Below are 20,644 nucleotides of genomic sequence, written 5' to 3'. Positions count from 1 at the left end.
GTCAGTAGCCTCGGTTTTCCAGCCAGCCGGTGAGCTTGGGATAGGGGAAGATGGGCCCCTCCTTGCACAGGAAGTGCGGCCCCATCTGGCAATGGCCACACAGCCCCAGGCCACACTGCATGTTGCGCTCCAAGCTGAGGAAGCAGTGCTCCGGGGCTATGCCGCGACACTGCAGGGCCCGCATGGCGGCGATCAGCATGGCCTCGGGGCCGCAGAGCATGGCCAGGCAGCGCTGCTTGTCGAAGTGCGCCTTCTCCAGCAGGACGGTCACCATGCCGAAGGTCCAGTCCGGTCCCGGCGGCTGCTCCTCGCTGGCCGCCAGCAGCACCTGGGTGTCGGGCAGCTGGCGCCACGCCTGGTACTGGGGCTCCCAGAGCAGATCGTTGCTGTGTTTGACCCCCTGTAGGATCACCAGCCGGCCGTAGTCGGCCCGGCGGGCGATCACCTGGCGGATGGCGCCCACCACGGGGGCGCAGCCCAAGCCGGCGGTGATAAACAGCAGATCCCGCCCCTTGGCCAGCTCCAGCGGCCAACTGCTGCCGAAGGGGCCGCGCAAGCCGATCCGGCTGCCGGGAGGCTGGGCGATCAGGGCCCGGCTGACCCGGCCCACCCCCTTGACGGTGTGCAGTATCAGCTCGCCCTCCTTGTCCATCACCGAGATGGGGATCTCGCCCACCCCGGGCAGGCAGAGCATGTTGAACTGGCCACAGGCGAAGTGATAGGGCTGGGCCGCGCCATCCAGCAGGCGCAGGGCCAGGGTGTGGATCTCGGGGATTTCCACCCGGTTTTCCACCACCTCGGCCAGTCTGGGCAGATAGGGATCAGTCATGTCGACACGCCTGGGCGATGCGCCAGGCCTCCTCGGTGAGATCGATGCCGGCCGGACACCACACCAGGCAGCGACCACAGCCCACACAGCCGCTATGGCCGTACTGCTGATGCCAGGTGGCCAGCTTGTGGGTCAGCCACTGGCGATATTTGTGCTCCGGTGCCTTGCGGATGATCTTACCCACTATGTAGCTGTGCTGATTGCTGAAGCAGGAGTCCCAGAGGCGCACGGCCCGGTGCCGGCTGCCGTCCAGCTCACTGTGCGGCTCCACCCGAAAGCAGAAGCAGGTGGGGCAGACGGCGGTGCAGTTGCCACAGGCCAGGCAGCGTTTCCCCACCGGCAGCCATTGGGACTCCTGGCCCTGGGCCTGGTAGAGGATCTCCTGCAGATCGCCGGCCGGCATGTCCCGGGTCTGCTGGCGGCGGGCCTGCTCCTGGCCGTGCTGGGCGGCCGTCTTCTGCTCCGCGGTGGCGGGAGCCAGGGCGAGGGCCTGCAGCAGCTTGGCGCCACGGGCGCTGCCGGCCTGGATGACAAAGCCCGACGCCAGCTCGTCCAGCAGCAGATCGTAGCCTTGGCGGATCGCCGGCCCCGTGCCCATGGCCTGGCAAAAACAGCTCTGGCTGCTGCGATGACAGTTGACCGCGATAAGCAACAGGGCCTCCCGGCGGGCCCGGTATTGGGGATCCGGGTATTTGCCACCTAAGAAGTGCTGATCGTGGCGGGCCAGGGCGGCCAGATCACAGGCCCGCACCCCGATGAAGGCCGTGGGTTGGGCGCTGGGGGTGACAGGGTGAAAGTGCAGACCCTCATCGTCGGCATCTGCCTGCCAGAGGAGCTCCTCGGCCTGGAACAGCCAGGGTTTGAGGCCCTGGGCGGTGCAGCAGACGTCAAAATAGCGGGGCGAGGGCGATTCCACCAAGCGGTAGCGCCCCGGCTGGGTGTCATCCTGATAGCCACGGGCCAACTCGGTCACCTGGCTGACGGGCCCGAAGCTGACGGCGCCCTGTGCCAGTATGGGGCCCTGCAGCCCATAGCCCTGGTCGCTGAGCAGGCTCAGCAGGCGGGGCAGTTCTTCGACGGGCAGGAAGGCGGGCTGGGTCATGGGCTTTCCCCTGACGGTCACACTAGCCCTAAGCATAGTGCAGGGGGGGCCGCCGGAGGCAAAACGCCAAAGCGTGAGGCGACGCGGCCCCCAGGTGCCAGCCTTGTTTACACTTAGGGCCAGGTGGAACGAGGATGCGAGGCAGACGTGGCGGCGAGGGCGCGGATCCGGGTGACAGGCATAGTGCAGGGGGTGGGGTTTCGGCCCACCGTCTGGCGCCTGGCCGAGCGCCTGGGGCTGACCGGCGAGGTGCACAACGACGGGCAGGGGGTGAGCATACTGCTCTATCCTGCCGCCGCCGCCGAGGGCTTCGTGGCGGCACTCACCCAGGCGCTGCCGCCACTGGCCCACATAGAATCTGTCACGAGCCAGCTTGAGGCGGGGGGCGAGGCGCCGACGGCCTTCACCATAGCGCCCTCGGGCGCTGGCCGGGTCGCCACCCAGATAGCGCCGGATGCGGCCCTCTGTCCCGCCTGCCGGGCGGAGATCCGCGATCCGGCCCAGCCCCGCTACCGCTATCCCTTCACCAACTGTACCCACTGCGGACCGCGCTTCTCCATCCTGCGGCGCCTGCCCTACGACCGGGCGGCCACCAGCATGGCCGACTTTCCCCTCTGTCCGACCTGTTTGGCCCAGTATGGCGCCCCCGCCGACCGGCGGTTCCACGCCCAGCCCATCGCCTGCCCGGATTGCGGCCCCGTGCTGCGCCTGTATCAGGGCGTGGGGCCGCAGCGTCAGGCCGAGGCGGCCCTGCAAGCAGCCATCGCCTGGCTGGCCGACGGTCAGACCCTGGCCGTCAAGGGGCTGGGAGGCTATCAGCTGTGCTGCGACGCCAGCGATGCCGAGGCGGTGGCCCAGCTGCGTCGGATCAAGCGCCGGCCACGCAAGCCCCTGGCGGTGATGTTTGCCGATGAGGCTATGCTGGCCCCTTACTGCCGGGTCACTCCTCGCCAGCTGGCCCTGTTGGCCGGGGCCACGGCGCCCATCTTGCTGCTGCCCGCCGGGGAACGGGTGCTGCCCGAGATCCTGGCGCCGGGCCTTTCCCGCATCGGTGCCATGTTGCCGCCCACCCCCTTGCATCAGCTGCTGCTGGACGGGCTGGCCCGTCCCCTGGTGGTGACCTCCGGCAACCTGGCCGGCGAGCCCCCCAGCCTGGATGAGGCCAGCGCCTTCAGCCAGCTGGGGCGGGGCTGCTCCCTGCTTTGGCATGGGCGGGCCATAGTCCGCCGGCTGGACGACTCCGTGGCCCAGTGGCGACCCGGCGGGGTGCAGTGGCTGCGTCGGGCACGGGGTCTGGCGCCGGCCCCCATTGCCCTGCCGGCGGGGTTTGCCACCGCGGCAGGGGTGCTGGCATTGGGGGGCGACATCAAGTCGGCGCCCTGCTGGTTGCGGGGGGGCGCCGCCTATCTGGCCCCCCATCAGGGGGATCTGGCGTCCCTCGAGACACAGCGCCGCTGGCATCAGTTGATCGACGACATGGGGGCGCTGCTGGCCCTGACGCCAACGTATCTGGTGCACGACGCCCACCCGGGTTATTTCAGCCGTCAGCTGGCTCGCCACTGGCCGCAGCTGCCGCGGTTGGCGGTGGCCCATCACCATGCCCATCTGGCGGCGGCCCTGGTGGATCAGGGGCAGCCGCTGACGGCGGCGCCGCAACTGGGCTGGGTGCTGGATGGCAGCGGCTATGGCGACGAGACGCTGCTGCCCAGTCAGACGCCGGTCAGCCACAAGTTGTGGGGTGGCGAGCTGCTGCTGGGGGATTATCGCCAGGCCCGCCGGCTGTGGGGGCTGCCGCCCATGCCCCTTATCGGCGGCGAGTTGGCCCTGCGCGAACCGGGTCGATTGGCCTGCGCCGTCCTGAGCCGCTGGCTGCCGGACACTCCCCAGCCGGAGGCCTGGCGTCCCTGGCGCCGGCAGCTGGCGGCCGGGGTTAATGTGCCGGAAAGCAGCGGTGCCGGCCGCTGGTTTGATGCCGCCGCCGCCCTGCTGGGACTGGCGCCGGCGCAGTTGGACTACGAGGCCGAGGCGGCCATGGGGCTGCAGGCGGCGGCCGAACGGGCCTGGCAGCAGGCGTCGCCAATGCGTCGCCGGCAGTGGCGGCGTCGCCCCGCACCGACTGAGGCGAAGGCGCTGTGGGCGGCCCTGCTGGCCGGGCAGGCGGCGGGCCGCCCGGCTGGCGAGCTGGCCTGGCAGTTTCACCATGACCTGGCGGCTTACCTGGCCCATCAGACGGCACCCTGGCTGACGCCGGGGGCCAGGGTGCTGCTCACCGGCGGCTGCCTGCAGAACGGCCTGTTTGCCCGGCGGCTGGTGGCGGCCCTGCGGTGCCTGGGGGCTAGGCCCTTTGTGCCGAGCCTCGTGCCGGTGAACGACGGTGGCCTGGCCTTGGGCCAGGCGGTGATCGGCTGGGCGCGCCAGCAGGCCGACGGGCGGCTGGGAGAGGGGCTATGAACGGCGGTGCCTCAATCAAAGGCGGGCCTTTTCGGCGCATCTGGCTGCTGGGGCTGGGCAATCCCTGGGCGGGGGACGATGGGGTGGGGCTGGCCCTGCTCGGCCAAGTCTGCCGGGGCGAGTTGCCGTCGCGCGTCACCCCCTTGGCGGTGGGATCGGCGCCGACGGCGGCCCTGCCTGAGGATCTGCAGGCGGATTGGTTCATCCTGCTGGATGGGGTGCAGGCCGGACTGGCCGCCGGTCAGCTGTGCTGGCGGGATCCGCTGCAGCCGTCGGATCTGGCGCTGACCCGCTGGCTGGCCGGCGGCAGCCATCAGCTGGGGGTCCTGCCCTGGTTGCTGCTGCGTCAGCGGCTGGGGCCGCCGGTGGGGCGCCTCTCCTTGCTGGGGGTGGAGCTGGGGGACAATCCCAGGCGTAACGGAGAGGGATTGAGCCCCGCCCTGGCCGCGGCCCTGCCGGCCGCCTGCGCGCGGTTGGCGGAGATCCTGCGCCAGGCCGAGGGTGGCGGCGCGTATGCATGAGCTGAGCCTGTGTCAGCAACTGTGCGATCAGCTATTGGCGCTGGCTCGCCAGGAGGGCGCCCATTGTGTGCATGAGGTGGAGCTGGAGATCGGGGTGCTCTGTTGTGTGGAGCCGGAGGCGCTGCGGTTCTGTTTCGAGGCCATGGCGAAGTCCGGTCCTCTGGCGGCGACCCGCTTGCGGGTGGGGCGGGCGCTGGCCCAGGCCGAGTGTGAGGCCTGTGGCTGTCGGTACGAGGTGACGGACTGGCTGAGCGTCTGTCCTAGGTGCGGTCAGCGTTGGCGGCACCTGGCGGGGGGCGATGCCATCATCATCAAGGCGGTGGAGGTGAGCTGATGTGTCAGACGTGTGGATGTGGTGGGGCGGGGGACGTGCCGGGGACCTATCGCCTGTTGCGCCCGGAGCAGGATCTGCTGGCGCACAACGACCAGTTGGCGGCGCAGAACCGCGCCTGGCTGGCGGCGAACCGGCTCGTTGGCATCAACCTGCTGTCGAGCCCGGGGGCGGGCAAGACCAGCCTGCTGGTGGCCAGCCTGCCCAGCCTGGGGGAGCGGGTGGCGGGGGTGATCGAGGGGGATCAGCAGACCGAGCTGGATGCGGCCCGCATCCGCGCCAGCGGCGTGCCGGCGGTGCAGATCCAGACGGGGGCTGCCTGTCATCTGGATGCCCAGCAGGTGGCCCGCGGTCTGGCGCAACTGGCGCCGTCCCCTTCGGCGGCGCCTCGGCTGCTGCTGATCGAGAACGTGGGCAACCTCATCTGCCCGGCGGATTTCGATCTGGGGGAGGCCTGCCGGGTGGTGGTGCTGTCGGTCACCGAAGGGGAGGACAAGCCCCTCAAGTATCCCCAGGTGTTTCGCCGGGCGGATCTGCTGGTGATCAGCAAGCTGGATCTGCTGCCGGCGGTGGACTTCGATGTGGCTGCCTGTGTGGCCGCCGCCCGGCAAAACAATCCCGGCTTGCCGGTCATCTGCCTCTCTGCCAAACAGGGGCAGGGGATGGACACCTGGTATGCCTGGCTGGAGCAGCGTCTATGTGTCTAGGTATTCCCGCCCGCATCCTGTCGCTGGTGCCGGGCTGCCCGGGCCAGGCTCTGGCCGATTGCGGCGGCGTGCAGCGGCAGGTGGACATCAGCTGTGTGCTGGAGGGCGAACCGCCCGAGGCGCTCATCGACCGCTGGGTGGTGGTGCACGTGGGCTTTGCCCTGGCGCGCTTGCGCGAGGAGGAGGCCCAGGCCTCCTTGGCCGTGCTGGCGCAACTGCAGGCCCAACTGCCGGATCTGCTCTCGGGACCGTCCCATGATTGACTATCGCCAGGACTTTCGTCGCCCGGCGGGGATCCGGGCCTTGCTGAGCGCCATCGAGCGGCAGCTGGCGGCCATGCCCACGCCGTCCCGTCCCTGGCAACTGATGGAGATCTGCGGCGGTCACACCCATGCCATCTTCCGCCATGGCCTCGACCGGCTGCTGCCCGATTGCATCGAATTTCTGCACGGCCCCGGCTGCCCTGTGTGCGTCTTGCCGGTGGAGATCATCGATCAGGCGGTGAGCCTGGCGCGGCGGCCCGACGTCATCCTCTGCAGCTATGGCGATGCCCTGCGGGTGCCCGGCAGCCAGGGGAGCCTGCTGGCGGCCCGGGCCGCCGGGGCGGACGTGCGGGTCATCTATGCTCCCCTGGATCTGCTGGCGTTGGCCCGCCGCCACCCCAACGCCAAGGTGGTGTTGCTGGCCATCGGCTTTGAGACCACCACGCCGGCCACCGCGGCCTTGCTGGAGGTGGCCCGCGCCCAGGGTATCGACAACCTGCGGGTGCTGGTTCACCACCTGATGATGGGGCCCCCGCTGCGGGCCCTGCTGGCCGACGGCGGCTGCCGAGTGGACGGCTTTATCGGCCCCGGTCATGTCAGCCTGGTGACGGGCCAGGCCCCCTTCGACTTTATCCCGCGGGAGTTCGGCCTGCCGGTGGTGATCAGCGGCTTCGAACCCACGGATCTGCTGGCCTCTGTGCTGATGCTGCTGCGGCAACTGGCCCAGGGGCGGGCCGAGGTGAGTATCCAGTATCGGCGCGCTGCCACCGAGGCGGGCAACCGGGCGGCCCAGGCCCTGATCCAGCGGGTGTTCGAGCCGGCCCCCAGCACCGCCTGGCGCGGGCTGGGGGAACTGCCGGGCTCCGGTTGGCAGCTGAACCCCGCGTATGCCGCCTTCGATGCCAGAGCCCTGCTCGGCGGCGGGGCCGGGCCGGCTGCACCCCCCCCCGCCGGCTGCGGTTGCGACGCCGTGCTCAAGGGGCAGATCAAGCCGGCCGACTGCCCGCTGTTTGGTCGCGCCTGCCGGCCCGCGTCGCCGGTGGGGGCCCTCATGGTGTCGGCGGAGGGGGCCTGCGCCGCCTGGTATCACTATCGTCACGAGGAGAGGCAGGATGGATGAGGCGTGTATCACCCTGGGGCACGGGGCGGGGGGGCGGCCCATGCAGGCGCTCATCCAGGAGCTGTTGCTGCCGCTGTTTGACAACCCGGCCCTGGCGGCACTGGAGGATCAGGCCCGGCTGCCACTGCCGACGCAGCCGGGCTGTCGCCTGGCCATGAGCACGGACGGCTACGTGGTGAGCCCGTTGTGCTTTCCCGGCGGCGACATCGGCTGCCTGGCGGTGAACGGTACGGTGAACGATCTGGCGGTGGGGGGCGCCGTGCCCCGCTATCTGAGCTGCGCCTTCATCATAGAGGAGGGGTTGCCCATGGCGCTGCTGCGCCAGATCTGTCAGAGCCTGGCCCAGGCGGCCAGGGAGGCGGGGGTGAGTATCGTCACCGGAGACACCAAGGTGGTGCCCAGGGGCCAGGCGGATAAGTTGTTCATCACCACCAGCGGCGTGGGGGAGATCCCCGCCGGGGTGGATCTGGGCATGCACCGGATAGCGGCAGGGGATGCCCTGCTGGTCAGCGGTCCCTTGGGGGATCATGGCGCCACCATACTGGCGGCCCGCCAGGAGCTGGGGCTGAGCTGCCAGGTGCAGAGCGATACCCAGCCGCTGCATGGTCTGATGCAGGCGCTGCTGGCCAGGGTGCCCGGGCTGCACTGCGCCCGGGATCTGACCCGTGGCGGCCTCAATGCGGTGGCCCATGAGTTTGCCGCCGCCAGTGGGCTCAGCCTCTGGCTGGAGGAGGACGCCCTGCCCATTCGTCCCGCCGTGGCCAGCCTCTGCGAGTTGCTGGGGCTGGATCCTCTGCAGCTGGCCTGCGAGGGGCGACTGCTGGCTTGCGTGGCGCCGGCGCAGGCAGAGCAGGCTCTGGCGGTGATGGCCCACTGGCCCGGCGGCGAGGGCGCCGCCAGGGTCGGGGCGGTGGGCGAGGCCGAGGCCAGCCCGGTGCTGCTACACAGCGCCCTGGGGGTGGTGCGCGCCCTGGCCATGGGGGAGGGCGAGGCCCTGCCCAGGATCTGTTAGTGTTCGGCGCCGGCCGCGGTGGATCGCCAGGGCTGCTCAGCGCCGACAAACCGTCTACAATAGCTCCCCTGTTTGCAGTCAAGGATGCCAGATGAACATCATCATCGACGAAAACATGCCGGTGGCCGAGTGCCTGTTCTCCCCCTTCGGGCACCTCACCCGCCTGCCCGGGCGGCAGATCCAGGCCGACCAGCTGGCGGAGGCGGATGCCCTGCTGGTGCGCTCGGTTACCCGGGTGGATGAGCGGCTGCTCAGTCAGGCGCCGCGGCTAAAATTTGTCGGCTCCGCCACCATAGGCACGGATCATGTGGATCAGGCGCTGCTGGCCCAGCGCGGCATCGCCTTCGCCAATGCGCCTGGCTGCAACAAGATCTCGGTGGGGGAGTATGTCATCAGCGCCCTGCTGGTGCTGGCGGAGCGGCATCAACTGCACCTGGCCGGCATGACCCTGGGGGTGATCGGGGCGGGCAATACCGGTACGGCGGTGGCCGAACGGGCCCGCGCCCTGGGGATGCAGGTCTGTCTGTGCGATCCTCCCCTGGCCGACGCCGGCGACCCGCGGGAGTTTGTGCCCTACGAGGTGGCCCTGTGTTCGGACGTGGTGAGCTTTCACGTTCCCTTGACCCACGAGGGGCCCTACGCCACCTGGCATCTGCTGGACGAGGCGGCCCTGGCGGTGCTGGATGGCGAGCAGATCCTGATCAACGCCTGCCGTGGCGACGTCTGGGACAACCGGGCGCTGCTGGCCCGTCAGCTGAGCCCGGATCCGTTGCGCCTGGTGATGGATGTCTGGGAGCATGAGCCGGCGCTGCTGACCGAGCTGGTGCCCCATACCGAGCTGGCCACCCCGCACATCGCCGGCTACAGCCTGGAAGGCAAGGTGCGGGGGACCTATCAGGTCTATGAGGCCTTCTGTGCCTGGCAGGGCCTGGCGGTGAGCCAGGCGTTTACCCCCCTGTTGCCGCCGCCGGCGTTTGGCCAACTGGCGGTGCAGCAGGCGCCGGATCAGGATCTGCTCAAGCGGCTGATCCATCTGGTGTATGACGTGCGGCGCGACGATGCCCTGTTTCGCCACGGCTTTGCCGAGCCGGCGGACTTCGATCGCTTGCGCAAACATTATCCCGAGCGACGGGAGTGGTCCTCCCTGCGCCTGACAGCCCAGGCGGGCTGCGAACAACTGGCGGCCCTGGGGTTTACCCTGGCGGCGCATCCCTAACCCTCTGAACGACAAGAACCGGAAATAAGGAGACTGACATGAGTCAGCAGTTTGATATCGCCCTGTTGGGCGTGGACACCCTGGTGGGCCAGACCTTGCTGGAACTGCTGGAGGAGCGGGATTTCCCCTGCGCCCGCCTGTTCCCCCTGGTCAGCGAAGCCGGTGAGCTGGAGAGCGTGCGCTTCGCCGGTAAGACCCTGGCGGTGGCAGAGGCGGCGACGTTTGACTGGAGCCAGGTCCAGCTGGCCTTCTTCATGGCCGGCAGTGCCGCCACCGCCCGTTGGGCCGAGCAGGCCGCCGAGGCCGGCTGCCTGGTGATCGACAACAGCCTGCACTATCGCACCGATCCGTCTGTGCCCCTGGTGATCCCCGAGGTCAATGGCGAACTGCTGGCGGAGGCGCGGGTGCGTAACATAGTGGCCAGCCCCACCTGTATCGTCACCGAGCTGCTGATGGCCTTGAAGCCGCTGCACGACGAGGCGGGCATCGCCCGGGTCAACCTGGTGAGCCTGCAGTCGGTTTCCGGCTCCGGCCAGGCCGGGGTGGACGAACTGGCCCGCCAGACGGCGCAGCTGCTCAATGGCCGGCCGGTGGAGCCCAGCACCTATGATGGCCAGATTGCCTTCAACCTGCTGCCCAGCATAGATGCCACCCAGGAGGATGGTTTCACCCTGGAAGAGTGGCGCCTGGCCCAGGAGACCTGCCGCATCCTGGGGGACGATGGCATAGGCGTGAATGCCACCTGCGTGCGGGTGCCTGTGTTCTTTGGCCACAGCCAGGTGGTGCATCTTGAGACCCGTTATGCCGTGAGTCTGGAGGAGGTGCGTCAATGCCTGGCGCAGATGCCGGGATTGACCCTGGTGGACGACGAGACGGTGACGCCCGTGACCCATGGGGTCAACGACACCCAGGTCTATCTGTCCCGCCTACGGCAGGATCCCACCCACCCTCAGGGGCTGGATTTCTGGCTGGTGACCGACAATGTGCGCAAGGGCGGCGCACTCAACTGTCTGCAACTGGCAGAGGCCTGGATCCAGCCGCAGCACTGATGTGACACGGGCCGCAACTAGCGGCCCTGTTTTCATCGATAAATATCAGCCAAATCAAAATTTTCCTAGAATCCTTCCAGACCATGTTGGCGCCCTGACCTCTAGAATGCCCAGGGTGAGTGGTTTATATTGCTGCCATGCAGACAAGGCTCATTTGATGTCAAATGGGGCTACATCACGAAGGAACGATTATGGGATTATCTGTCTCCCGTCTGGCGCTGGCTGTGGCGCTTTGCCTGGAACTCACGGCCACCGCACAGGCGGCCCAGCAGTTCGATGAATTCTATGTCGAGATCAAAGGCCCGGATTCGGCCGCACCGGCCCCCAGCCTGATCCCCAAGCCCGTGGCCCAGCCTGCCAACGTTCAACCGGCCAGTGCGCAGCCGGCGACGCGTCAGACGACGGCCGCCACCAGCTTCCTGTCGAGCCCACGCTCTGCGGCCGGCACCTATGGTCCGGTGCGGGCCGATGACACCCTCTGGTCCATCTCCCAGCGCAGCATTCCCGGCAACGGTGTCACCCTGTATCAGACCCTGATGGCCATCTATCGCAAGAACCCCCAGGCCTTTGCCAACGGCCGGCTCAACTCCATCTACAAGGGGGCCATGCTGCAGCTGCCGACCCTGGCGGAGGCCCAGGCAGAGGACGATGTCGCGGCCCGTGAAGCGGTACGGAGCGGACGAGTCAGCTCGGCCCTGCTGGCTCGCTCAGCCACCCCGGCCGCCGTCGCTCAGCCCGTTGCTACCGTGGCGGCCAAGCCGACACCTCAGATCTCACCGACCAAACAGGCCCCCATCGAGGTGAAGCCCGAGGTCAAGCTGACCCCGGATGACAGCAAGTTAGCCGCCCAGCCTGTTACGCCCAGCGAGCCGGCGCAGGCAGCCGAACCGGCACAAGCCGCCAGCCAAGCGATGGAGGGCAGCAAGATTGAAATTGCCTCCCAAGGCGAGCCGACTCAAGTGGATGCGGCGGTCAAGGCGGTGGTCTCGCCGGATACCGCAAGCCAGACGCCCCCCATGGCAGCCGCCGAGCCGACGCCTCAGGGCCAAGAGGGTGTGCAGTCCCAGCTGGGCGAGTATGAAACCGAGATTGCCCAGCTGTCCGAGAACAACAACCGCCTCAAGCTGCGGGTGCAGGAACAGGATGCCCAACTGGCGGACCTCAACGGCAAGTTGGCGCAACAGACAGAGCTACAGGCACAGGTTGTCCAGCTGCAGAGTCAGTTGAGCGAGCTGCAAGCTAATCAGCCGGCCGGTGAGTCTGACAAGGGCTTCTTCGGTCAGCTGCTGTCGTCGCCGCTAAACCTGGTGCTGGTCATACTGCTGCCGATCCTGTTGCTGCTGGCCCTGGGCAGCCTCTGGCTACGGGCGCGGGCCATGCGCGAGCTGCAGGCCCGTGAGGCCGAGCTGGCCGAGTCCACCGCGCTGCAGATGGAGCAGGATGCCAGCCAGTATGACCAGTTGCTGACGGCTGACGTCGCCGCCGATGAGGAGCTGCCGGATCTGGATGAGGCAGATGAGACCCTGAGTCCGGCGCCCCAGCTGGATGCCGGTCTGGATGAGGCGGATTTTGCCTTGAGTGAACTGGACCTTGGCGAGACGGTCGCCCCCTTCCCTGAGTCCGAGGAGGAAGACGAAGATCTGCTGCCGTTGGACGATGCCCCTCAGTTTGCGGTGGAGGACGAGGAGGATCTGGCGCCCAGCAGCCTGGATTTGTCCGTCCCGGATGATGGGGATGATCTGGAGGAGATGGAGCTGCCGGATCTGAGCTGGCGGGAGGACGAGGCCGCTGCCGACACCCAGGTTGACGAGGTGGTCGAGCTGACCGACAGCGAGCAGAGTCTCGAGGATGCCGATGATCTGCTGGCCCAGCTGGGGGTGACCGAACAGGTTTCCGAGCCGGAATTGGAGCTGCCGGCCCTCGAAGAGGAGGGGGAATTGGATCTGTCCGCCTTCGAGAGTGCCTTGGCGGAGGAGGCGCCGCTGGCCGATGAGACACTGGACGCACTCGGTACCGACCTGGCGCCGGAGGCCGAAGATGATGCCCTGATGGTGGAGAGCAACTTTGAGGGGCTGGATCTCAAGGGGCTGGACGAGCTGGATATGCCGGAGGCGGCGGCCCAGGCCGAGGCGTTGGAATTTGAATCGGCTACCCTGTCCCCCGAGCCGGAGGTGACAGAGGTCGCCGAGACGGTGTCCTCCCTCGAGCAGGCCGACGAGACCCAGGTCGAGCCGGCACCGCTGGAGAGCGAGGCGGCAGCCGGCCGGACCACCAGCATAGAGGAGGAGTCCCTGCGTCAGTTGGCCGAGCAATTTGGCACGGCTCCCGCCGCCGAGCAGACGGCCGATTGGTATAGTGCCGCCGATGAGATAGAGCTCGATCACCACGAAGCAACCGCCGAGGTGGACGCGGCACCCCAGCCGGCACCCGTGGCGCCGAGCCGGGAGCCGTTCCTTGAGATTGACGAGCTGTTGGCCCAGGCCGAGGCGCAGGGTGCTGACGAGTCCGGCAAGGATCCCTCCTTCGATCTGGATACCGGGCTGGACGACTTCCCGGACATGCTCTCCCAGGCTAACGACGTGGACGTGGATGCCGACGATGGCGGGGTGGGGGCCAAGCTGGATCTGGCCCGGGCCTACCTGGAGATCGACGACAAGGAGAGCGCCCGCGAGCTGTTGCAAGAGGCGCTGGCCCAGGGCAATCCACAACAACAGGCGGAAGCCGACAAGCTGCTCAAACGGCTAAGCTGATCGGGCGGTGACTTCACTCCGGGGCGCGATTTCGTATAATCGCGCCCTGTTTCTTTTTAGGGGGAAGAGATGCGAATCGCTCTGGGCATCGAATATGACGGCAGCCGCTACTATGGCTGGCAACGGCAGCGTGAGGTGATCAGCGTCCAAGCTGAGCTGGAGCGGGTACTCTCCCGCATCGCCGCGCATCCGGTGGAGGTACAGTGTGCCGGGCGTACCGATGCCGGTGTGCATGCCACCGGTCAGGTGATCCATTTTGATTGCCCAACCCCGCGCAAGCTGGCCGCCTGGACCCTGGGGGCCAATGCCAATCTGCCGGCGGATATCGCCGTGCGCTGGGCCCAGGAGGTGCCGGAGGCGTTTCATGCCCGCTTCTCCGCCACGGCTCGCCGCTATCGCTATGTCATCTACAACGACAACCTGAGGCCCGGGATCCTCGGCGCGGGGATCAGCCATTACCATGGCGACTTGGATGTGCCGGCCATGCATCTGGCCGCCCAACAGCTGTTGGGGGAGCATGACTTCAGCTCCTTTCGCGCCGTGCAGTGCCAGTCCCGCACCCCGTTTCGCAACCTGACTCACCTGGCGGTGTTCCGTTATGGGCCTTACGTGGTGGTGGATATTCGTGCCAACGCCTTCTTGCATCACATGGTGCGCAACATAGTGGGTAGCCTCTTGCTGGTGGGGCGCGGGGAGCGGCCTGTGGCCTGGATTGCCGAGCTGCTGGCGCTGCGCGACCGGGAGCAGGCCGGCGCTACCGCCAAGGCGGGCGGCCTGTATCTGGTGGACGTCACCTATCCGGAAACCTTTGCCTTGCCGCGGCCCAGCCTGGGGCCCCTGTGGCTACCGGACAATGAGCCGGGTATGACCAGTTTTCAGTAAACAATGTCAGGCATTTATGGTTAAATCGTCCGTTAGCTAGGCGCTCAGGCGTAGATGAAAACTTCATTTCACTACCCCGAGGCGCTATTCCAACAACTACATGAAGGTATTTCATGAGCTGGCTTGAGAAAATTCTTCCCCAGAGCGATAGCTCCCGTCGGCACAACATTCCCGAAGGCGTCTGGACCAAGTGCACCGCCTGTGAGCAGGTGCTGTACCGGGCCGAGGTGGAGCGCAATCTGTGCGTCTGTCCCAAGTGTGATCATCATATGCGCATCGGCGCCCGGGCTCGCCTGGAGCGGTTGCTGGATGCCGAGCACCGCAGCGAACTGGGGGCCGAACTGGAGCCGCAGGACGCCCTGAAGTTCAAGGACTCCAAGCGTTACAAGGAGCGCCTGCAGGCGGCGCAGAAGGAGACGGGCGAGAAGGATGCCCTGGTGGTGATGAAGGGTCTGCTCAAGGGGGTCCCCGTGGTGGCCTGTGCCTTCGAGTTTTCCTTCATGGGCGGCTCCATGGCCTCCGTGGTGGGCGCGCGCTTTGTCCGTGCCGTCGAGGAGTGTCTCAAGGAGCGACGCGCCCTGATCTGCTTCTCCGCCTCCGGCGGGGCCCGCATGCAGGAGGCGCTGTTCTCCCTGATGCAGATGGCCAAGACCAGTGCCGCCCTCAACCGCCTGTCCGCCGCCGGCCTGCCCTATGTCTCAGTGCTGACCGACCCCACCATGGGGGGCGTGTCGGCCAGTCTGGCCATGCTGGGGGACATCAACGTGGCGGAGCCCAAGGCGCTGATCGGTTTCGCCGGTCCGCGGGTCATCGAGCAGACGGTGCGGGAGAAGCTGCCGGAAGGCTTCCAGCGCTCCGAGTTCCTGCTGGAGAAGGGCGCCGTGGACCTCATCATAGATCGCCGGCAGATGCGGGACCGGTTGGCCCAGCTGGTTGCCAAGTTTATGCATACCCAGGTGATCCAGGATTGATGCTGTGAGCCAGACATCGCTGTTTCAAAGCCAGTCGTTGGCCGACTGGCTTTCTTATTTGGAGCAGATCCACCCCAAGACCATCGATCTGGGGCTGGAGCGGGTGGGCCTAGTCGCCCGGCGCATGGGGGTGGACCGTCTGCCCGGCAAGGTGATCACCGTCGGTGGCACCAACGGCAAGGGCACCACCTGTGCCATGCTGGAGGCCATGCTGACGGCGGCGGGCTATCGGGTGGGTGTCTATTCCTCCCCCCACCTGTTGCGGTACAACGAGCGGGTGCGCCTCGACGGGGAGTTCGTCTCAGACGAGGCTCTCTGCCAGGCCTTTGCCCAGGTGGAGCAAGCCAGGGAGGCTCTGTCCCTCACCTTTTTCGAGTTTGGTACCCTGGCCGCCCTCTGGCTGTTTCGTCAGGCCGCGCCGGATGTCACCCTGCTGGAGGTGGGGCTCGGCGGACGGCTGGATGCCACCAACCTGGTGGATGCCGATGTCTCTGTGATCACCAGCATAGCCCTGGATCACTGTGACTGGCTGGGACCGGATCGCCAGAGCATAGCCAGGGAGAAGGCGGGGATCTTCCGTGCCGGCCGGCCGGCCATCTCCGGCGAACCGCAACCGCCGGCGACCCTGGCCGAGCAGGCTCAGCAGTGCCAGGCTGATCTCAAGCAGGTGGGGCGGGATTATGTGATTCGCCAAGAGGATGGCCGCTGGTGTTTCGATGGGCTGGGCGTCAGCTGGTCCGGGTTACCCCTGCCGGTGCTGCCCTTGGCCAATGCCGGCACTGCGGTGGCGGCCCTCATCAGCCTGGGCTTGCCGGTGGACCGTGAGGCGGTCTGCCAGGGTCTGCAATCGGCACGCCTGAGCGGTCGTCTGCAACAGGTGCGGCAGACGCCGTCCGTCTGGGTCGATGTGGCGCACAATCCCCATGCGGCCGCCTATCTGGCCTCGGCGTTACGGCGTATGCCGGCAGCCGGGCGCCGCCTGGCGGTGGTGGGTATGCTGCAGGATAAGGATATCGCCGGTACCCTGGCGGAAGTGGCGGAGCTGTTTGATGCCTGGTTTCTGGCGGATCTGCATGGCCCCCGGGCGGCCAAGGCTGCCCAACTGGCGGCGAGTCTGCCGGCGGCAACTCAGCTTAGCTGTCATGCGGATGTGGACAGTGCCTACGGTGCGGCCTTGGCGGCGGCCCAGCCACTGGATATGATCCTGGTATTTGGTTCCTTTTACACGGTCGCCGATGTCTTGGCCCGCGAGCAACTTTGAGCGAAATAGGGAGTGGTCTTGGCTTCACAATTTCAAAATCGCCTGATTGGCAGCGTGATTCTGGTTTCCCTGGGGGTGATCTTCTTGCCAGACATCCTCACCGGCAAGCCCAAGACCCCCACGGTGCCGGTGGCCGCCATTCCCCTGCAACCGGAGGCGGCGCCCTTACCCAGACCCCAGGCGGCCAGTGAGGCGCAGAGCCTGGCGACGGCCCAAACGTCTTCCGCCGAGCAAACCGAGTCCTGGCAGATGGACGAAGTCGCAGCACCCGTGACACTCAACGGCGGTGGCGAGCCGGCGGCCAATCAGGTCGTCCCCGCCGGTGCCGAGGTGGTGGCTCAGGCCCGGCCCCACACCCAGCCTCAGCCTGAACCGGTTAAACCTGCCGAGATCAAACCGGTCGCCCCGCAGCCGGTGGCTGCCAAACCGGTGGCCAGCAAACCGGTGGAAAGCCAGCCCCTCACCGCCAAGGCGCAACCCGTGTCCAAGCCTCAGCCGGTGGCGCCAACGCCCAAGCCGGTTGCCGAGCCGGCTAAACCGGTGGCCCAGGCCAAGCCGGCCTATGAGATCAAGCCCTTTGTGCCCGATAGCAAGCCGGCCGTAGCGAGCAAACCGGCAACCGCCGTCCCCTCTGCCACGGCGAGCGTCGCCAGCAGCAGCCGAAGCAGCGGTGGGGTCGAGGTGGTGGAGGCGCAGCCTACCTTAAGCAAGCCTGCGGTCACCAGTGTCACCAGCCGCCCGACGACGGTGACGGCCAGTGCGGCGGCTTCCGGCGGCAGTTGGATCATCCAATTGGGGGTGTTCCAAAACGGCGACAATGCCCGTGCCCTGGTGGGCCGCCTGCGGGCCGCCGGCTATCCCGCCGGCATTCAGTTGGTCAATCATCCCCAAGGCTTGCTGCACCGGGTGGTGGTGGGGCCGGATGTGTCCCGTTCCCGGTTGGAGGCCATGCTGCCCAAGGTCAATCAGGTGGGCGGTACCGCCGGCAAGATCATTGTCTATAGCCCGGCCGGTTAGGAGGTTGCGATGCTCACCAATCTTGCACTGGAAGCCGAACTGGATGAGCTGCTGGCGGCGCGGCGTTACAAGGATTATGCCCCCAATGGCCTGCAGGTGGAGGGGCGTCGTCCCATTCGTCGCCTGTTGACCGGGGTGACCGCCTGTCAGGCGCTGCTGGACGAGGCGGTGGCCTGGCAGGCGGATGCCGTCCTGGTCCATCACGGCTATTTTTGGGGCAATGAACCGGCAGCTATCCGGGGTATGAAGAAGCATCGCCTGCAAACCCTGCTGGCCCATGACATCAATCTGTTTGCCTATCATCTGCCGTTGGACGGTCACCCTGAGCTGGGCAATAACGCTCAGCTGGCCCTTCGCCTGGGCATAGGGGCCGTGTCCACCCTGCAGCCGGAGGATCCCAACTGCCTGATTTTCAAAGGTGAGCTGCCGATGCCCGTGACCGGCGAGCAGTGGCAGGCGCATCTGGCCGGGGTGCTGGGCAGAGAGGTGTTGTATGAAGCCTCCCCCTGTGGCCGGCCCATAGAACGGCTGGCCTGGTGTACCGGTGGTGGACAAGGCTTCATCCAGCAGGCGGCGGAAGCCGGTATGGATGCCTTCATCACGGGGGAAGTGTCGGAGCAGACCATCCACGTGGCCCGGGAGCTGGGCATTCACTTCTTTGCCGCCGGCCACCATGCCACCGAGCGCTACGGCGTTTGGGCGCTGGGGGAGTGGCTGGCCGCCCACCACGGCCTGGAAGTGCGCTTCTTGGATATTCCCAATCCGGCCTAGTGGGCGTGACCTGTCCCCGTGAGGCCGCGAGCCTGCTACCTGCCCCTGGAGGGCGCGCTCGCTCGACTGGCTAGCTTGGCGTGCCATCGTCGTCGGCTGAGGTCCGCATTGCCCGCGGGCCGGGCCCGGCTTGCTGCGCTGGCGGCGTAACGTCCCGCCGCACGCCCCAGGTTGCCCTGGCTGGGATCCTGCAGTCCTTGGCGCCCCAAGCTGTTATGCCGCTGCCGGCTTTTGCCTGGAACACGGCGGACCAGCTTGGCGACCGGCTACGGGATACTTTATCCTATATGCAAATGAGGCTGGTTTTGTCCCCACGGTCCGGCACTCATTTCTCAACGATAACGCTGATGCAATCAGCCCCACCCTGGTGGGATATATAAGCACGGGAGTAAATCAATGGAGTGGATCTCACGGGAGGTCTTCGCCCGTCTTGGGCAAGACACAGGTGAAGAGCTGCTGCCGGCGCTGGTTCAGATCTTTGTGGAAGATGGCCAGCAAAATCTGCTGGCCATCGACAATGCCTTCGCCAGTCATGATGCAGAAGAGCTCTGTCTGTTGGCTCATACCCTCAAATCGGTCTGTGCCACCTATGGGGCCTTGGTTTGTCATGACCATGCCCAGCATCTGGAGCAGGCTTGCCGTCGCCACGATTGGCATATCATTCAGCAATGGGTCAATCAGCTCAAGACCAGCTTGCCCCACAGTCTGATGGCGATCCAGGATCTGGTCAGTGAACCCCGGGCCCTGCATGGCTAGTAACGGCGACAAAATGGGTCCATGTGAGCCCATTATTTTTTGCGGTCAAAAAAAATGGCCAACCCTAGTAGTGAGTTGACCAAACTTCAGCAATAAGCCGAAGAGAGCACGGGATAAAACTGGTTTACATCGTTATATATGAAAAATGTGTGCCAACTTTTTCTGGGGCGATTTTTCCCGCTAATTGCTTGATTTGCCGTTCCTGTGGGTCATTTTGCTAGAGCAGAGTCATTTGGATTTGCATTTTGCAAACAGGGTGTCATTTGCGTCGTTGCAGATTGCAAAGGCGTGACACAGGAAAAATATGTAACGGGCGGGGCTACCACCAGGGGTATAATGCCCGCCCGAACCGGCCCTGCCAGCCCTCTGTGCTGAGCTGCTGGGGTTGCAATGCATGCCGTTTGGTGCAGGAGAGAAGTAATGAGCGCGCTGAGTCAAGAAGCCCTGCAGGTCCGTTCTGCCCTGGAGGCCCGCGGCCTGGAAACCCCTCGTCTGGAAAACGGGTTATCTGCCGAGGAGAAACGCCAGCAAATCGCGCTTAGCATGGAGCAGATCATGCAGGTGTTGGGGCTGGACTTGACCGACGACAGCCTGGCTGAGACCCCCCAGCGCATCGCCAAGATGTATGTGGACGAAATCTTCTCTGGCCTGGATTACAGTGCCTTCCCCAAGATCACAGTGATCGAGAACAAGATGGGGATGGATGAGATGATCAAGGTCAGCCGCATCAGCCTGACCAGCACCTGTGAACACCATTTCGTCACCATTGATGGCTATGCCACCGTGGCCTACTTCCCGCGCAAGAAGGTCATTGGCCTGTCCAAGATCAATCGTATCGTGCAGTTCTTTGCCAAGCGCCCCCAGGTACAGGAGCGATTGACCCAGCAGGTGTTGGTGGCCTTGCAGACGTTGCTGGGCAGCGATGATGTGGCCATTAGCATCACGGCGACCCACTACTGCGTCAAGGCGCGGGGGGTTCAGGATGCCACCAGCGTCACCACTACCACGGCCCTGGGGGGTTCCTTCAAGACCAACGCCGCCACCCGGCATGAGTTCCTCACCGCCGCCGAGCGTTAATCGTTCGTCTGATGCGCCTTCTGATCGGGGGCGCGTTGCTTGCCACCTCTGCATAGGCACTTTTTGTCCGGCACTGGTTAACTGACCAGTCGAGGAGTCTCTCGCGCCGCATCTTGCTGAACTTGCCGTCTGGCGTGGGCAATTGTGCTGGAGGGATGGCGTTCAAACTGCATTCCGTCTGCTGCGCCGTCCCCAGTCCAATGCAATTATATGCACTCCTTGCGACACGCTAATCATTTATTCCGTTAAGCCTCATTTTCGTGGCGGATCTGACGGCTTTTTCCCTTGGCGTCGTGCCGGCAGACTGTGTACACTCCGCGAAAAGTGCATGGTTGCATCAGAGCCCTAAGGATTACCTTGGGGCTCTGCCTTTGCGGGGCTGACAGGGCGCTGTGGGGGATCAGATGCGATATGCTCAATGCATTCGTTCATCGTCCTGTCGGGGGATGGCGATAGGTCGCAAGACCGGCCTTAGACCGACTGCCCTGGTGGCAGCGGTGCTTTGTACCAACGCGCCCGTGGCGTTCTGCCCGGGGAGGTTGGATGAGATTGGCAGTA

General features: G+C 66.2%; 19 protein-coding genes. 17 read left to right on the top strand and 2 right to left on the bottom strand.

All coding sequences use genetic code 11. The annotated features are described in order from the left end of the window. Position 1: 1 nt before the first annotated feature. Entirely contained in the window at positions 2-829 is an 828-nt protein-coding gene (locus ABHF91_RS10390) for an FAD/NAD(P)-binding protein (RefSeq protein WP_409420226.1), read from the bottom strand. Continuing rightward, the gene (locus tag ABHF91_RS10385) at positions 822-1,931 is read right to left on the bottom strand and encodes a 4Fe-4S dicluster domain-containing protein (RefSeq protein WP_409420225.1); all 1,110 of its coding nucleotides are present in this window, start codon (positions 1,929-1,931) and stop codon (positions 822-824) included. Before ABHF91_RS10385 ends, ABHF91_RS10390 begins: the two co-directional genes overlap by 8 nt. Positions 1,932-2,054: 123 nt before the next feature. On the opposite strand from ABHF91_RS10385, the gene hypF reads away from it, so the two are divergent. The 17 genes from hypF to folE all read left to right on the top strand — a co-directional run bounded on the left by hypF (position 2,055) and on the right by folE (position 20,086). After that, positions 2,055-4,382, top strand: a complete 2,328-nt coding sequence (gene hypF / locus ABHF91_RS10380; RefSeq protein WP_409420224.1) for a carbamoyltransferase HypF — start codon at positions 2,055-2,057, stop codon at positions 4,380-4,382. Continuing rightward, a complete protein-coding gene (locus ABHF91_RS10375) occupies positions 4,379-4,903 on the top strand; it encodes a hydrogenase maturation protease (protein ID WP_409420223.1) in 525 nt (174 codons plus the stop codon). Before hypF ends, ABHF91_RS10375 begins: the two co-directional genes overlap by 4 nt. Further along, a complete protein-coding gene (locus ABHF91_RS10370; RefSeq protein ID WP_409420222.1) occupies positions 4,896-5,237 on the top strand; it encodes a hydrogenase maturation nickel metallochaperone HypA in 342 nt (113 codons plus the stop codon). Before ABHF91_RS10375 ends, ABHF91_RS10370 begins: the two co-directional genes overlap by 8 nt. Beyond that, complete coding sequence (gene hypB / locus ABHF91_RS10365) at positions 5,237-5,941, top strand: hydrogenase nickel incorporation protein HypB (protein WP_409420221.1); 705 nt, start codon at positions 5,237-5,239, stop codon at positions 5,939-5,941. The genes ABHF91_RS10370 and hypB overlap by 1 nt, the downstream gene beginning before the upstream one ends. Beyond that, on the top strand, positions 5,932-6,204 hold the full coding sequence (locus tag ABHF91_RS10360) for a HypC/HybG/HupF family hydrogenase formation chaperone (RefSeq protein ID WP_409420220.1): 273 nt from the start codon (positions 5,932-5,934) through the stop codon (positions 6,202-6,204). The genes hypB and ABHF91_RS10360 overlap by 10 nt, the downstream gene beginning before the upstream one ends. Continuing rightward, on the top strand, positions 6,197-7,324 hold the full coding sequence (gene hypD / locus ABHF91_RS10355; RefSeq protein WP_409420219.1) for a hydrogenase formation protein HypD: 1,128 nt from the start codon (positions 6,197-6,199) through the stop codon (positions 7,322-7,324). Before ABHF91_RS10360 ends, hypD begins: the two co-directional genes overlap by 8 nt. Next, positions 7,317-8,336 carry a hydrogenase expression/formation protein HypE gene (hypE, locus tag ABHF91_RS10350; protein ID WP_409420218.1) on the top strand — a complete coding sequence of 340 codons (1,020 nt, stop codon included), beginning with the start codon at positions 7,317-7,319 and terminating at the stop codon, positions 8,334-8,336. The genes hypD and hypE overlap by 8 nt, the downstream gene beginning before the upstream one ends. Before the next feature lie 91 nt (positions 8,337-8,427). Continuing rightward, a complete protein-coding gene (locus ABHF91_RS10345) occupies positions 8,428-9,552 on the top strand; it encodes a 4-phosphoerythronate dehydrogenase (RefSeq protein WP_409420217.1) in 1,125 nt (374 codons plus the stop codon). Positions 9,553-9,590: 38 nt separating this feature from the next. Continuing rightward, a complete protein-coding gene (locus ABHF91_RS10340) occupies positions 9,591-10,601 on the top strand; it encodes an aspartate-semialdehyde dehydrogenase (protein WP_409420216.1) in 1,011 nt (336 codons plus the stop codon). A 191-nt stretch (positions 10,602-10,792) separates the two neighbouring features. Beyond that, a complete protein-coding gene (locus tag ABHF91_RS10335; protein ID WP_409420215.1) occupies positions 10,793-13,351 on the top strand; it encodes a FimV/HubP family polar landmark protein in 2,559 nt (852 codons plus the stop codon). Between the two features lie 69 nt (positions 13,352-13,420). Further along, positions 13,421-14,233: a tRNA pseudouridine(38-40) synthase TruA gene (gene truA, locus ABHF91_RS10330; RefSeq protein ID WP_409420214.1), complete on the top strand. Its 813-nt coding sequence runs from the start codon at positions 13,421-13,423 to the stop codon at positions 14,231-14,233. A 113-nt stretch (positions 14,234-14,346) separates the two neighbouring features. After that, on the top strand, positions 14,347-15,204 hold the full coding sequence (accD, locus tag ABHF91_RS10325) for an acetyl-CoA carboxylase, carboxyltransferase subunit beta (protein ID WP_409420213.1): 858 nt from the start codon (positions 14,347-14,349) through the stop codon (positions 15,202-15,204). A gap of 4 nt (positions 15,205-15,208) precedes the next feature. Further along, the gene (gene folC, locus ABHF91_RS10320; RefSeq protein WP_409420212.1) at positions 15,209-16,465 is read left to right on the top strand and encodes a bifunctional tetrahydrofolate synthase/dihydrofolate synthase; all 1,257 of its coding nucleotides are present in this window, start codon (positions 15,209-15,211) and stop codon (positions 16,463-16,465) included. An 18-nt stretch (positions 16,466-16,483) separates the two neighbouring features. Beyond that, the gene (locus tag ABHF91_RS10315) at positions 16,484-17,482 is read left to right on the top strand and encodes an SPOR domain-containing protein (RefSeq protein WP_409420211.1); all 999 of its coding nucleotides are present in this window, start codon (positions 16,484-16,486) and stop codon (positions 17,480-17,482) included. Positions 17,483-17,491: 9 nt separating this feature from the next. Continuing rightward, complete coding sequence (locus tag ABHF91_RS10310) at positions 17,492-18,253, top strand: Nif3-like dinuclear metal center hexameric protein (RefSeq protein WP_409420210.1); 762 nt, start codon at positions 17,492-17,494, stop codon at positions 18,251-18,253. Positions 18,254-18,649: 396 nt separating this feature from the next. Beyond that, positions 18,650-19,009 (top strand): Hpt domain-containing protein, encoded by a 360-nt coding sequence (locus ABHF91_RS10305; RefSeq protein WP_409420209.1) that lies wholly within the window; start codon positions 18,650-18,652, stop codon positions 19,007-19,009. A gap of 420 nt (positions 19,010-19,429) precedes the next feature. After that, positions 19,430-20,086, top strand: coding sequence for a GTP cyclohydrolase I FolE (gene folE / locus ABHF91_RS10300; RefSeq protein ID WP_409420208.1), 657 nt, complete (start codon positions 19,430-19,432; stop codon positions 20,084-20,086). Positions 20,087-20,644 lie beyond the last annotated feature (558 nt).

The sequence above is a fragment of the Pseudaeromonas aegiceratis genome, assembly GCF_046254905.1.
Taxonomy (GTDB): domain Bacteria; phylum Pseudomonadota; class Gammaproteobacteria; order Enterobacterales; family Aeromonadaceae; genus Pseudaeromonas; species Pseudaeromonas aegiceratis.
Note: the sequence above shows the minus strand (reverse complement) of the source record. Positions and strands in the feature narration are given on the sequence as shown.

What these genes read in the sequence shown, in the direction of transcription:
- ABHF91_RS10390 (WP_409420226.1), bottom strand. Translation starts at nt 829, where the DNA reads ATGACTGATCCCTATCTGCCCAGACTGGCCGAGGTGGTGGAAAACCGG.
- ABHF91_RS10385 (WP_409420225.1), bottom strand. Translation starts at nt 1,931, where the DNA reads ATGACCCAGCCCGCCTTCCTGCCCGTCGAAGAACTGCCCCGCCTGCTG.
- ABHF91_RS10375 (WP_409420223.1), top strand. Translation starts at nt 4,379, where the DNA reads ATGAACGGCGGTGCCTCAATCAAAGGCGGGCCTTTTCGGCGCATCTGG.
- ABHF91_RS10370 (WP_409420222.1), top strand. Translation starts at nt 4,896, where the DNA reads ATGCATGAGCTGAGCCTGTGTCAGCAACTGTGCGATCAGCTATTGGCG.
- hypB (WP_409420221.1), top strand. Translation starts at nt 5,237, where the DNA reads ATGTGTCAGACGTGTGGATGTGGTGGGGCGGGGGACGTGCCGGGGACC.
- ABHF91_RS10360 (WP_409420220.1), top strand. Translation starts at nt 5,932, where the DNA reads ATGTGTCTAGGTATTCCCGCCCGCATCCTGTCGCTGGTGCCGGGCTGC.
- hypD (WP_409420219.1), top strand. Translation starts at nt 6,197, where the DNA reads ATGATTGACTATCGCCAGGACTTTCGTCGCCCGGCGGGGATCCGGGCC.
- hypE (WP_409420218.1), top strand. Translation starts at nt 7,317, where the DNA reads ATGGATGAGGCGTGTATCACCCTGGGGCACGGGGCGGGGGGGCGGCCC.
- ABHF91_RS10345 (WP_409420217.1), top strand. Translation starts at nt 8,428, where the DNA reads ATGAACATCATCATCGACGAAAACATGCCGGTGGCCGAGTGCCTGTTC.
- ABHF91_RS10340 (WP_409420216.1), top strand. Translation starts at nt 9,591, where the DNA reads ATGAGTCAGCAGTTTGATATCGCCCTGTTGGGCGTGGACACCCTGGTG.
- ABHF91_RS10335 (WP_409420215.1), top strand. Translation starts at nt 10,793, where the DNA reads ATGGGATTATCTGTCTCCCGTCTGGCGCTGGCTGTGGCGCTTTGCCTG.
- truA (WP_409420214.1), top strand. Translation starts at nt 13,421, where the DNA reads ATGCGAATCGCTCTGGGCATCGAATATGACGGCAGCCGCTACTATGGC.
- accD (WP_409420213.1), top strand. Translation starts at nt 14,347, where the DNA reads ATGAGCTGGCTTGAGAAAATTCTTCCCCAGAGCGATAGCTCCCGTCGG.
- ABHF91_RS10310 (WP_409420210.1), top strand. Translation starts at nt 17,492, where the DNA reads ATGCTCACCAATCTTGCACTGGAAGCCGAACTGGATGAGCTGCTGGCG.
- ABHF91_RS10305 (WP_409420209.1), top strand. Translation starts at nt 18,650, where the DNA reads ATGGAGTGGATCTCACGGGAGGTCTTCGCCCGTCTTGGGCAAGACACA.
- folE (WP_409420208.1), top strand. Translation starts at nt 19,430, where the DNA reads ATGAGCGCGCTGAGTCAAGAAGCCCTGCAGGTCCGTTCTGCCCTGGAG.